The following is a 12,377-nucleotide window of genomic DNA, read 5'->3' as shown; positions in this document are numbered from 1 at the left end:
GAAGGGCGGCTGACCAGCCAGACCGGCGTCGGCGCCAAGACGCTCGCCTGGGACGCCAAGGGGCGGGTGAAGAGCGTCGGCGCGGAAACCTATGTCTACGACCCGCTGGACTATCGCATCGGCCGCAGCGGCGGGACTCTGGGGGCGCGCGATTACTTTCTCGAAGGCGAGCATCTGGAGTCGGAATATTCGGGCGGCGCGCTGAAAGCGAAATATTTCCGCGGCTCGGGCACGGACGAACTGGTGGCGGCGTGGCTGACCGATACGGATGGAAAGCTGAAGCCTTATCTCTATCACCATGATCAGGTGAACAGCGTCACGGCGCTGTCGGGACACAATGGCAGGACCGGGCAATCGATCAAATACACGGCCTTCGGCGCCACGCAATCCACGACGGGAGCGAGTCCGAGCCGGCTGAAATATACCGGGCGGGAGGATGATGGCGCGGGGCTTTACTATTACAGAGCGCGTTACTATGATCCGGCCATTGGGCGGTTTATCTCGGAGGATCCGAAGGGGTTTGACGCGGGAGACGTCAATTTCTACGCTTATGTCGGCAACAATCCTGTCAATGCGAATGATCCGAGTGGGCAGATTGCCGAGACAGCGTGGGACTTGTTCAATATCGCACTTGGCTCATACTCCCTGACGACCAATATCCGAGAACACAATTGGGGATGGGCGGCTGTTGACGCGCTCGGCCTGAGTTACGACGCCGTCGCGACAGCGGTTCCTTTCTTGCCGGCCGGCGCGGGTGCTGCTATCACGGCGTTACGCGCCGGCAATTCGATCAAGAACTCGCTGGAAGTCGGCATGGATGTCGCCAAGGTCGCAAATGTCGCAAATGACGCCGCTCGCATGGCAAGCACGGTGGGGCGCCCAACCGATATCGGCCGCGCTATTCACAGCGAAGTGGGCACAACGCTCAAAAGCGAAAACATGTTGAGCAGTTCCGCTAACAATTATTTCAAAGGCGCAAACGGAGCCAGCGGCAGACAGCCTGACCTCAGCTGGGGTAATGCACAACGTGTTTGGGCTGATCTCACCACCACTGGTCAATGGGGCAAACATGTGAACGACTACAGTAATAAACTCGGGCTTGGCGAAGGCATTCCATTGCTCTACGAACCTGGAAAAGGTTTAGTTGACACTCTTAGGCTTACGGCCGGCGCCGGCACCGGTCTGAGCGTTTTTCAGTTTGGCATATCAAGCGCATTCGGCTCGGAGTCTGCTAATGGCGGATTCTTAATATATCCTAATAAATCAAACAACAGCACTACGCGATCGGTGTACCTGAAATAACGGGTAAAATATCATGGCCTACTATTTAACGATCCTGCGAACGCGTCAAGGAAAAGCAGATCCAATTGACAGCGAAGAGCTTAGAAAGCTGACCGAACGACTGCACGGCGTGCGAATCGAGCCCTCCAGTCTCAAGGGTGGAGAATTGGATCTTGTAGTTTCCAGAGACGAAGGGCCTCCGTATCGGTTCGTGCTTCAGCACGGAGAGCTTTGGATAAGAGATCCAGAAGACAATGAGATTCAGATGATGATCGAAATCGCCGCCGAACTCAATGCTCGAGTGCGGGGCGATGAATTCGAAACGTTTCGGACGCCAACAGAAACTTACCTCCACCCTGATGACAAATCTGATAAGGAGAAAGCTGACGTTTTAGCCATAAAGCTCAAAAAAGCCATGCGGTGTCGGCAGTGGTTTCTAAATTTCGTGATAATACTAGCCTTTGCCGCACTCGCTGCGATAACGGCCTATTTCTCTCGCTGATGAGGGAAAATTTTAGCGGCACCCGTCCGTTTTGATGACGGGTAGCCGCTACTCTCGGCTATGACGCCGCCGGCAATCGCAACGCCGTCGCCAATGGCGCGGTGAGCTACACGCTGCAATATGACACTCTGAACCGGCTGACGCGCAAGGCCGACAGCCGCGGCCGCGCGCTGAGCTTCACTTACGACCGTGTCGGCAACATCCTCACCAAGACCACCTATCAGGGCTCGAAGACGAGCTATGTCTATAATGCGGCAAACCGGCTGGTGATGCTGCAAAATCCCGACTATACGCAGGTGGATTACCAGTATGATCCTGCCGGACGACTGCTGTCGCGCGTCACCGCCAATGGCGCGCGGCTGACGCAGACATTCGACGCCAATGGCTGGGTGACGCGGCTGTCGCAATATGACGCGGCGAACGCACGCATCTCGCAGACGAGCTACACGCGCGATCGTGTCGGCAATATCACTGGACGCGCGGACGGGAGCGGCGCGACCGCCTACACGCTCGACGCGCTGTATCGGCTGACGGCGGCCGATTATCCGGGCGGCGCCGATGACGAATTGTTCACCTATGACAAGGTCGGCAATCGCAAGACCTACACCAAGGGCGCGCTGATCGCCAATGCAGACACCCGCTATTACAATTACGCGTCCGGGAGCCATCGGCTGGCGGAGATCCGCATCGGCAGCGCGTCGGGCGCGCTGGAGTCGAAATTCGCGCATGATTTCGAAGGGCGGCTGACCGGCCAGACCGGCGTCGGCGCCAAGGCGCTCGCCTGGGACGCCAAGGGACGGGTGAAGAGCGTGGGCGCGGAGACCTATGTCTACGACCCGCTGGACTATCGCATCGGCCGCAGCGGCGGCGCGCTGGGGACGCGGGATTACTTCCTCGAGGGCGAGCATCTGGAGTCGGAATATTCGGGCGGCGCGTTGAAGGCGAAATATTTCCGCGGCTCGAGCACGGACGAGCTGGTGGCGGCGTGGCTCACCGATACGGACGGAAAGCTGAAGCCTTATCTCTATCACCATGATCCGGTGAACAGCGTCACCGCGCTGTCGGGACACAATGGCAGGACGACGCAAGCGACCAAATACGCGGCCTTCGGCGGCGTGCAATCCGCGACGGGAGCGAGCCCGAGCCGGCTGAAATATACCGGGCGGGAGGATGATGGCGCGGGGCTTTACTATTACCGGGCGCGCTATTATGATCCAACTATCGGACGCTTTATTTCCGAGGACCCGCTGGGATTTGGCGCAGGAGTCAATTTCTATGCCTATGTCGGAAATAATCCGGTCAATTATAACGATCCCTCCGGCCAGATCATTCCCGCTATTGCCGCCTGTGCTGCAAACCCTGTTTGCGCAAACGTCGCCCGCGCGGGAATCTCTGGAATAGCGAACGTGACAATCGGCGGCGGGGTGGCGTTCCTAACCGGCCGAGACTATTCTTGGCAACAGGCAGGAATCGATTTCGCGATCGGCGCGGGACTGTCGGGATTGGCATCCGGATTGGCTGCGAGACAAGCTGCCAATATTCGCGCCGCCGCCAGTGTTGAGCAGTCCGGGGCAATCGTTGGGAAAGCACAAGTCACTGGAACAGCTGGCCACGCTGAGAGAGCGATGTATGAAGCGATGGAACTGAGCAAAGCTAACGGCGGCACAACATATCTGAATCGAGCGATGAGTACTACTACAGGGATCAGAACAGTGCCCAACGTGCGTCCAGATGCACTTAATATTGGTAGCGACGGAATAGTCAATATGGTCGAAGTCGCTTCGAAGACCGATGTACCAAGTATTCTGATGGGGCGCATGGGAAATGCAATGTCTCAACTCCCTTCAGAGATGCAAGGGACCATGAAAGTGGTGGAGAGTGGATTACCTTCGCTCTACAATCTAGCTATTCCGGCCGGAGGAATCATAGGGTATCAGGGAATTGGAGCAGCAACCAACGGCTACGCGGAGCCGAGCGCCTCTGGCGGATTTCTGTTGTATCCGAACAAACTCAACACAAATTTTATGCAAGCAGTCTATTCGAAGTAGGGAACCCCATGATTAACACCGAAAAGAAAGCCTCGCTCATGGCAAATCTTCTTGCATTAGGGCTTTCGCCTGATCACGTTGGATGCGTTCCACCCCTGCCATTGGTTTCATTGGAGGAGTTTTTTGAGGGGAATGACGACCAGGAATCGATAGCAGTGAATTTGTTGTCGAACGACCCCGCTCTGAACGCTCATCCGGGAATCCAGTTCCTGTTCAACTCATTAAAGTCCATTCGCTCACGGCCAGACGTAAAGGACATACGCGTTGAAATATTCGATATAGAACCTGCTCTTCAGTACGAAGATACATGGCCGTTTGCCGAGAAAGTGTTTTTCTTGACATCTGCATCCGCTTCCGATGTTGGATCTTGGGCGTCTATGCTTCATGCAAGCGGAGCGGTGCAGGGCTACGACCGTGGTTGGCACGCAAACCCTCTGATCCCTAAAGGCGATTCTGGCGTCTGGCGCATCATTTGGGACTGATTGATAGAGCGGGCGGGAAACAGCTATCGCACAGAAGACCGTCTATGACGCGAACGGCAATCCGACCTGCGTGATCGACGCTAACGCGCAAGCCGGGTTGCCACCGAAGAACGCCTATGGTTGCAGAAGACCAACCGCCTCGGCGAGGTGACGCGCTCCACCTTCGACGCCGGCGATCGGCTGACTCGCGTCGACTATCTCGCCGATGGCTCGGCCGAGACATTCGGCTATGACGCCGCCGGCAATCGCAACGCCGTCGCCAATGGCGCGGTGAGCTACACGCTGCAATATGACACTCTGAACCGGCTGACGCGCAAGGCCGACAGCCGCGGCCGCGCGCTGAGCTTCACTTACGACCGTGTCGGCAACATCCTCGCCAAGACCACCTATCAGGGCTCGAAGACGAGCTATGTCTATAATGCGGCAAACCGGCTGGTGATGCTGCAAAATCCCGACTATACGCAGGTGGATTACCAGTATGATCCTGCCGGGCGCCTGCTGTCGCGCGTCACCGCCAATGGCGCGCGGCTGACGCAGACATTCGACGCCAATGGCTGGGTGACGCGGCTGTCGCAATATGACGCGGCGAACGCACGCATCTCGCAGACGAACTACACGCGCGATCGTGTCGGCAATATCACTGGACGCGCGGACGGGAGCGGCGCGACCGCCTACACGCTCGACGCGCTGTATCGGCTGACGGCGGCCGATTATCCGGGCGGCGCCGATGACGAATTGTTCACCTATGACAAGGTCGGCAATCGCAAGACCTACACCAAGGGCGCGCTGATCGCCAATGCAGACACCCGCTATTACAATTACGCGTCCGGGAGCCATCGGCTGGCGGAGATCCGCATCGGCAGCGCGTCGGGCGCGCTGGAGTCGAAATTCGCGCATGATGTCGAAGGGCGGCTGACCAGCCAGACCGGCGTCGGCGCCAAGACGCTCGCCTGGGACGCCAAGGGGCGGGTGAAGAGCGTCGGCGCGGAGACCTATGTCTACGACCCGCTGGACTATCGCATCGGCCGCAGCGGCGGGACACTGGGGACGCGCGATTACTTCCTCGAAGGCGAGCATCTGGAGTCGGAATATTCGGGCGGCGCGTTGAAGGCCAAATATTTCCGCGGCTCGAGCACGGATGAACTGGTGGCGGCGTGGCTCACCGATACGGATGGAAAGCTGAAGCGCCATATCTCTATCACCATGATCAGGTGAACAGCGTCACGGCGCTGTCGGGACACAATGGCAGGACTGGGCAATCGATCAAATACACGGCCTTCGGCGCCACGCAATCCACGACGGGAGCGAGTCCGAGCCGGCTGAAATATACCGGGCGGGAGGATGATGGCGCGGGGCTTTACTATTACCGGGCGCGTTACTATGATCCGGCCATTGGGCGGTTTATCTCGGAGGATCCGAAGGGGTTTGCGGCGGGGGATGTTAATTTCTACGTCTACGCTACAAATAATCCGATAAATTTCAACGACCCCTCTGGCGAGATCGTTCCGGTTATTGCCGCTGCGGCAGCCGGATGCATAGCGATTCCCTCCTGTGTCGGAGCCTTCTCAAGCGTAGCAATTGGTGGCGCTATTCGAGGAATTACGGGCGGAACCGTTCTTGATCCGGCGGCTATAGGAATAGACGCCGCTTTCGGCGCAGCAGGTGTTGGACTAGCAAATAAAATAAGCGAGATTAGTGCGATAAGCAGAGCTACAACCGCGGGATATGGAAGCACAAAGGCCTTTAGAGTTGAGGGCGCAGCTAATTCTAGAATCGATATCGACAACGCAGGTAATGTAATAGCATCTGGAGTCAACACGCTGTTCTTAAATTTTGGTTCCTTTTCAAGGGCTCAGTCATTTATAAACAAGAGACTAAGCCAGGGCTTGGAGGATTCTGTAATTAAATCTTTGATGTCGCGTCGTCATTTGTAAATTATATCAACAGCGTTGCTGTGTCTGAAAATCTAGCTAGGCAATTTTCTTCGCTGCCGTTTTTGGTCGACACAACAAAGGCGGCAAATCAATTTGGATTAAGGCTTCCTCAGATAGAAGCTCTTAATTCATCTATTGTTCAAGGCACTGGCGAAATAATTGGCGAAGGCTTTGGGCGGCTGTCGAGTGGGATATCCGCTCTTCTAGGCGCAGGTTTTGGAGGTCTAGCCAACGGTGGATTTTTGCTTTATCCTAACAAATTAAATTCGAATGCTAATCGATCTGTTTATCTGAAATGAGGTTTAGAGCCCGACTCGAAATTCACGTTTCTGAGGAGGGAGCCTGACCGGCCTGCGCATGAGCAGGCGCTGCTGCCCGCGCCGCTTGGGCGCGGGCAGCAGCGGGCGGGTCCGCGGATTCCGCATCCGACATATCGCTTGAATACGCGCGCGGATCACACCATACTAGCGACGATCCGCCTCGTTCCAGGGCATCGCGAATTCCTCGGAGTTGTAGCAGACCGAAGGAATCAAAGGCCGAGAGGCCGATTAACCCTTTTTCTGGTCAGGCACGTAGCAATGATGGTTGAGGAAGAAATAGGTCGTTTGAATGACGGTAAGACGCGGGATCAAGCGCCTCCCGAATCTGTGATATTGGAGTTGATTGTAGAAACGGACGGCGACGCAAAAAATGTCTTATCAAAAGTAAAAAATACATTAATATGCGTTTTAGAAAATATACACATTCGGTCAAATATCGAATTGTGGAGTAATAAGCTGCCCGATTGGCTTATTGATGCATTCTCACCTGAAATGTCAGAAGCAGAAGCATTCTCACCTGAAATGTCAGAAGCAGAAGCATTGGAGTGGCTTGATATGTGGAGAAAACTGCCGAATGAAGAAAAGAAAATAGCGGAGTTAAAAAAGGGTTGGTCATTTAATAATTGGATAAATTGGTTTTATCCCGAACATAGATCATGGTATTGGTGGGGAGCGCATATTAAGGATAGAAACAATATTGGTGTTTTCATTTTATTGAAAGATGATAGCGGTGTTGCATATGGTGCGCTAGAGTGGCTTTTTGTTAAAGCAGGAGCTATATCTGTAGAAGCAAAGTAGCTCTCACCTATCAGTCGGGCAGCAAAGGCCTGAATGTGAGCCAGGAGCAGATCGTCGGCATGCCCTCCGGCGTGACGGTGACGAAGACCTATGCCTATGACAGCCTCGGCCGCCGGACCAGCGAGACGCTGAAGCGCCGCGCCGGCCCCGCCAGCGCCACGCAGATCGATCTCACCACGCGCTATGAATATGACGCGCTGGACCGGATCACCAAGATCACCGATCCGCTCGGCAATGAGTCCATCCAGAATTTCGACGCCAATGGCCAGCTCTGGAAGGTGACGCATCGCTACAAGAAGAGCGACGGAACATATGACGTGCGCGACGTCGTCACGCGCAGCTTCGACGCCGCCGACCGCGTGCTGACCGAGACCGACGCCGGCGGCAATGTCAAAAGCTATAGTTACGACGAGGCCGGCAATGTGATCGCCGTGCTGGACGCGGAAGGCCACACGACGCGCTTCGAATATGACGCGATGAACCGACGGACCGCGGTGATCGACGCCACCGGCTATCGCACCGAGACGGTCTATAATCTGCGCGGCGATGTTATCGGCGTCGTCAACGCCAATGGCGAGAAGACCGCCTTCGAATTCGACGCGCTCGGCCGCCGCACCGCGACGGTGGACGCCAAGGGTTTTCGCACAGAGACCCTCTATGATGCGAACGGCAATCCGACCTGCGTGATCGACGCCAATGCGCAGGCCGGGCTGCAGCCGAAGAACGCCTATGGCTGCACGCAATATCGCGTCTATGACGAGCTCGATCGGGTGACGCGGATCGTCGATGCGCTCGGCGGCGAGACCAGCTTCGCCTATGATTTTCTCGGCGGCCGGCTCAGCGTGAAGGACGCCGAGGCCAAGACCTGGCGTTTTGCCTATGACGATCTCGGCCGGCTCGTCGGCGAGACCGATCACAAGGGCAAGGCCATCGCTTACAAGCCCGACGAGGCCGGCAATGTCTATGAGAAGACCAACCGCCTCGGCGAGGTGACGCGCTCGACCTTCGACGCCGGCAATCGGCTGACGCGCGTGGATTATCTCGCCGATGGCTCCGCCGAGACTTTTGGTTATGACGCCGCCGGCAATCGCAACGCCGTCGCCAATGGCGCGGTGAGCTACACGCTGCAATATGACACTCTGAACCGGCTGACGCGCAAGGCCGACAGCCGCGGCCGCGCGCTGAGCTTCACTTACGACCGTGTCGGCAACATCCTCACCAAGACCCCCTATCAGGGCTCCAAGACGAGCTATGTCTATAATGCCGCGAACCGGCTGGTGATGCTGCAAAACCCCGACTATACGCAGGTGGATTATCAGTATGATCCTGCCGGGCGCCTGCTGTCGCGCGTCACCGCCAATGGCGCGCGGCTGACGCAGACATTCGACGCCAATGGCTGGGTGACGCGGCTGTCGCAATATGATGCGGCGAACGCGCGCATCTCGCAGACGAGCTATACGCGCGATCGTGTCGGCAATATCACCGGACGCACCGATGCGAGCGGCGCGACCAGCTACACGCTGGATGCGCTGTATCGGCTGACGTCGGCCGATTATCCGGGCGGCGCCGATGACGAATTGTTCACCTATGACAAGGTCGGCAATCGCAAGACCTACACCAAGGGCGCGCTGACCGCCAATGCCGACACGCGCTATTACAATTACGCGTCCGGGAGCCATCGGCTGGCGGAGATCCGCATCGGCTCGACCAGCGGTGTGCTGGAGTCGAAATTCGCGCATGATTTCGAAGGGCGGCTGACCAGCCAGACCGGCGTCGGCGCCAAGACGCTCGCCTGGGACGCCAAGGGGCGGGTGAAGAGCGTCGGCGCGGAGACCTATGTCTACGACCCGCTGGACTATCGCATCGGCCGCAGCGGCGGGACACTGGGGACGCGCGATTACTTCCTCGAAGGCGAGCATCTGGAGTCGGAATATTCGGGCAGCGCGTTGAAGGCGAAATATTTCCGCGGCTCGAGCACGGACGAGCTGGTGGCGGCGTGGCTGACGGATACGGACGGCAAGCTGAAGCCCTATCTCTATCACCATGATCCGGTGAACAGCGTCACGGCGCTGTCGGGGCACAATGGCAGGACCGGGCAATCGCTCAAATACACGGCCTTCGGCGGCGTGCAATCCGCGACGGGAGCGAGCCCGAGCCGGCTGAAATACACCGGGCGGGAGGATGATGGAGCGGGGCTTTACTATTACCGGGCGCGTTACTATGATCCGGCCATTGGGCGGTTCATCTCGGAGGACCCGCTGGGGTTTGACGCGGGGGATGTTGATTTTTATGCCTATGTGGGCAATAACCCTGTCAATGCGAATGATCCCGCAGGCAACTGCCCATGGTGCATTGGAGCACTAATCGGCGGCGGAATTGACCTCGGCCTTCAACTAATCTCTAACGGAGGGAATTTCTCGACTATAAACTATACAAACATCGGAGTATCCGCTGCATTGGGTGCAGTAGGAAATATCGCCGGTGGAAGAGCCGCTGGCGCATTCCTCAATAATGCAAGCAGGAGTACAAAGGAAATTATCGGCGAGCTAGGGGCTGGGATAAAAGGCTTAGGGCAAGGCCGTATTCCTGTCGGCCTGCAACAGAAAATATATCTTTCGAAGTCATTCACTCGTGTTGATCAAATCAAACAGAATGTATTGACAGGAGAAAAAGTATTAGTTGAGTCGAAATACTCGACTAGCGGTTACCCGAGATTGAGTGATCCGCAGAAACTTGCCAAGGTTGAATTGCCGGCGCGAGGAATTGACTACCGTGTAGTGATCACCACACCTGAGAGGAAGTTATCAATACAGCAGGCGTTATAGGTTCAATAGCAGGTGGTATTGCGGGAGGCGGATTTGTTCTGTATCCAAACAAATCAAACACCAACGTGGCGCAGTCGGTGTACCGCAAATGATAAGGCATGCCGATAACCACAACAAGCGAGAAGGCAATGGAAACTCAATCAAGCAAATACTCAAGTAAAAAATCGAGCAGCCATGTATCGAAAACAAAATTGCTGCGAGCTGGCATAAAGTCTGATTTTGCTGAGTATTTAGGTTCGGTTGGGTTTGCGCGTGAAAAATCAAATGATTCAAGTGGGTTGTCTTATGTTTTTCGTAGAGTCCTATCCACGCGGCACGATTTGGTGGATGTGCAGTTCGATCAGTATCACCGACCAAAATTTATCATTAACTTTGGTTCGGCCCCGCCCGAGGGTATTATAGATACCTACGGGCGGGAGGTTCCTGTAAATGATGTAAAAATATACCAGCTAGTAGTAAATGGGCGGCTTTCGCCATCGCCGTACTGTCGAATTCGGTGGTTCGGAATTTCAGCGATCAAAGCCGCTATTATTGGCTCGGAAGCGGCGGCAAAAAAAGAAATAGACCGTGTCATTCATCTCTTTCTAGAAGTAGATAACTGGTTTAACAAGGGCGTCATCGGCTCTCATTTAAGTATTTTTAATAATCCGCACTGCGAGCCTGGTGCCGCAAAGCGCACTATGATCACCGGAGGCAGCTGGCCTCCCAAAGGATGGAGCAAAGAAGATGAGGACGCTGTTAAAAAGGCGGAATCTCGATCCTCGGGATCTCTATAAGATCCACCGATAGGGAGATCATACCCCAGAAATGTGAGCCAGGAGCAGATCGTCGGCATGCCCTCCGGCGTGACGGTGACGAAGACCTATGCCTATGACAGAGCCTCGGCCGCCGGACCAGCGAGACGCTGAAGCGCCGCGCCGGCCCCGCCAGCGCTGCGCAGATCGATCTCACCACGCGCTATGAGTATGACGCGCTGGACCGGATCACCAAGATCACCGATCCGCTCGGCAATGAGTCCATCCAGAATTTCGACGCCAATGGCCAGCTCTGGAAGGTGACGCATCGCTACAAGAAGAGCGACGGAACATATGACGTGCGCGACGTCGTCACGCGCAGCTTCGACGCCGCCGACCGCGTGCTGACCGAGACCGACGCCGGCGGCAATGTCAAAAGCTACAGCTATGACGAGGCCGGCAATGTGATCGCCGTGCTGGACGCCGAAGGCCACACCACGCGCTTCGAATATGACGCGATGAACCGGCGGACCGCGGTGATCGACGCCACCTTCTATCGCACGGAGACGGTCTATAATCTGCGCGGCGATGTCGTCGGCGTCGTCAACGCCAATGGCGAGAAGACCGTCTTCGAATTCGACGCGCTCGGCCGCCGCACGGCGACGGTGGACGCCAAGGGTTTTCGCACAGAGACCCTCTATGATGCGAACGGCAATCCGACCTGCGTGATCGACGCCAATGCGCAGGCCGGGCTGCAGCCGAAGAATACCTATGGCTGCACGCAATATCGCGTCTATGACGAGCTCGATCGGGTGACGCGAATCGTCGACGCGCTCGGCGGCGAGACCAGCTTCGCCTATGATTTTCTCGGCGACCGGCTCAGCGTGAAGGACGCCGAGGCCAAGACCTGGCGCTTTGCCTATGACGATCTCGGCCGGCTCGTCGGCGAGACCGATCACAAGGGCAAGGCCATCGCCTATAGACCGGACGAGGCCAGCAATGTCTATGAGAAGACCAACCGCCTCGGCGAGGTGACGCGCTCCACCTTCGACGCCGGCAATCGGCTGACGCACATCGACTATCTCGCCGATGGCTCGGCCGAGACATTCGGCTATGACGCCGCCGGCAATCGCAACGCCGTCGCCAATGGCGCGGTGAGCTACACGGTGCAATATGACACTCTGAACCGGCTGACGCGCAAGGCCGACAGCCGCGGCCGCGCGCTGAGCTTCGCCTATGATCGCGTCGGCAATATTCTCGCCAAGACCACCTATCAGGGCTCGAAGACGAGCTATGTCTATAATGCGGCAAACCGGCTGGTGATGCTGCAAAATCCCGACTATACGCAGGTGGATTACCAGTATGATCCTGCCGGACGCCTGCTGTCGCGCGTCACCGCCAATGGCGCGCGGCTGACGCAGACATTCGACGCCAATGGCTGGGTGACGCGGCT

11 protein-coding genes and 1 pseudogene are annotated in these 12,377 nt (G+C 56.7%); all 12 read left to right on the top strand.

Annotation, left to right across the window (positions count from 1 at the left end; genetic code table 11):
• A partial coding sequence (locus tag K3F48_RS22640; protein ID WP_222577709.1) for an RHS repeat-associated core domain-containing protein occupies nucleotides 1–1,302 on the top strand: 1,302 nt, incomplete at its 5' end.
• 13 nt (nucleotides 1,303–1,315) lie between these two features.
• Nucleotides 1,316–1,783: a hypothetical protein gene (locus K3F48_RS22635; protein ID WP_222577708.1), complete on the top strand. Its 468-nt coding sequence runs from the start codon at nucleotides 1,316–1,318 to the stop codon at nucleotides 1,781–1,783.
• 101 nt (nucleotides 1,784–1,884) lie between these two features.
• The gene (locus K3F48_RS22630) at nucleotides 1,885–3,831 is read left to right on the top strand and encodes an RHS repeat-associated core domain-containing protein (RefSeq protein ID WP_222577707.1); all 1,947 of its coding nucleotides are present in this window, start codon (nucleotides 1,885–1,887) and stop codon (nucleotides 3,829–3,831) included.
• Between the two features lie 8 nt (nucleotides 3,832–3,839).
• Complete coding sequence (locus K3F48_RS22625) at nucleotides 3,840–4,313, top strand: hypothetical protein (RefSeq protein ID WP_222577706.1); 474 nt, start codon at nucleotides 3,840–3,842, stop codon at nucleotides 4,311–4,313.
• 120 nt (nucleotides 4,314–4,433) lie between these two features.
• The gene (locus K3F48_RS22620; protein WP_222577705.1) at nucleotides 4,434–5,528 is read left to right on the top strand and encodes a hypothetical protein; all 1,095 of its coding nucleotides are present in this window, start codon (nucleotides 4,434–4,436) and stop codon (nucleotides 5,526–5,528) included.
• Nucleotides 5,525–6,247: an RHS repeat-associated core domain-containing protein gene (locus K3F48_RS22615; RefSeq protein ID WP_222577704.1), complete on the top strand. Its 723-nt coding sequence runs from the start codon at nucleotides 5,525–5,527 to the stop codon at nucleotides 6,245–6,247. Before K3F48_RS22620 ends, K3F48_RS22615 begins: the two co-directional genes overlap by 4 nt.
• A 20-nt stretch (nucleotides 6,248–6,267) precedes the next feature.
• Entirely contained in the window at nucleotides 6,268–6,546 is a 279-nt protein-coding gene (locus K3F48_RS22610; RefSeq protein WP_222577703.1) for a hypothetical protein, read from the top strand.
• Between the two features lie 279 nt (nucleotides 6,547–6,825).
• Nucleotides 6,826–7,365 carry a hypothetical protein gene (locus K3F48_RS22605; RefSeq protein WP_222577702.1) on the top strand — a complete coding sequence of 180 codons (540 nt, stop codon included), beginning with the start codon at nucleotides 6,826–6,828 and terminating at the stop codon, nucleotides 7,363–7,365.
• Between the two features lie 35 nt (nucleotides 7,366–7,400).
• On the top strand, nucleotides 7,401–10,190 hold the full coding sequence (locus K3F48_RS22600; RefSeq protein ID WP_222577701.1) for an RHS repeat domain-containing protein: 2,790 nt from the start codon (nucleotides 7,401–7,403) through the stop codon (nucleotides 10,188–10,190).
• A 128-nt stretch (nucleotides 10,191–10,318) separates the two neighbouring features.
• Complete coding sequence (locus K3F48_RS22595) at nucleotides 10,319–10,966, top strand: DUF4304 domain-containing protein (protein WP_222577700.1); 648 nt, start codon at nucleotides 10,319–10,321, stop codon at nucleotides 10,964–10,966.
• Between the two features lie 128 nt (nucleotides 10,967–11,094).
• Nucleotides 11,095–11,199: pseudogene (locus tag K3F48_RS25060) on the top strand (RHS repeat domain-containing protein); the annotation flags it as partial.
• Nucleotides 11,200–11,244: 45 nt separating this feature from the next.
• Nucleotides 11,245–12,377: hypothetical protein (locus tag K3F48_RS22585; RefSeq protein WP_222577699.1), on the top strand; the 1,133-nt coding region annotated here is incomplete at its 3' end.

It is taken from the genome of Methylosinus sp. Sm6 (assembly GCF_019802345.1).
Classification (GTDB): Bacteria; Pseudomonadota; Alphaproteobacteria; order Rhizobiales; family Beijerinckiaceae; genus Methylosinus.
The sequence above is the reverse complement of the archived record's forward strand: the minus strand, read 5'-3'. Positions and strand labels throughout refer to the sequence as shown.

Coding starts and splice junctions, on each gene's coding strand:
- K3F48_RS22635 (WP_222577708.1), top strand. CDS start 1,316: ATGGCCTACTATTTAACGATCCTGCGAACGCGTCAAGGAAAAGCAGAT.
- K3F48_RS22625 (WP_222577706.1), top strand. CDS start 3,840: ATGATTAACACCGAAAAGAAAGCCTCGCTCATGGCAAATCTTCTTGCA.
- K3F48_RS22605 (WP_222577702.1), top strand. CDS start 6,826: ATGATGGTTGAGGAAGAAATAGGTCGTTTGAATGACGGTAAGACGCGG.
- K3F48_RS22595 (WP_222577700.1), top strand. CDS start 10,319: ATGGAAACTCAATCAAGCAAATACTCAAGTAAAAAATCGAGCAGCCAT.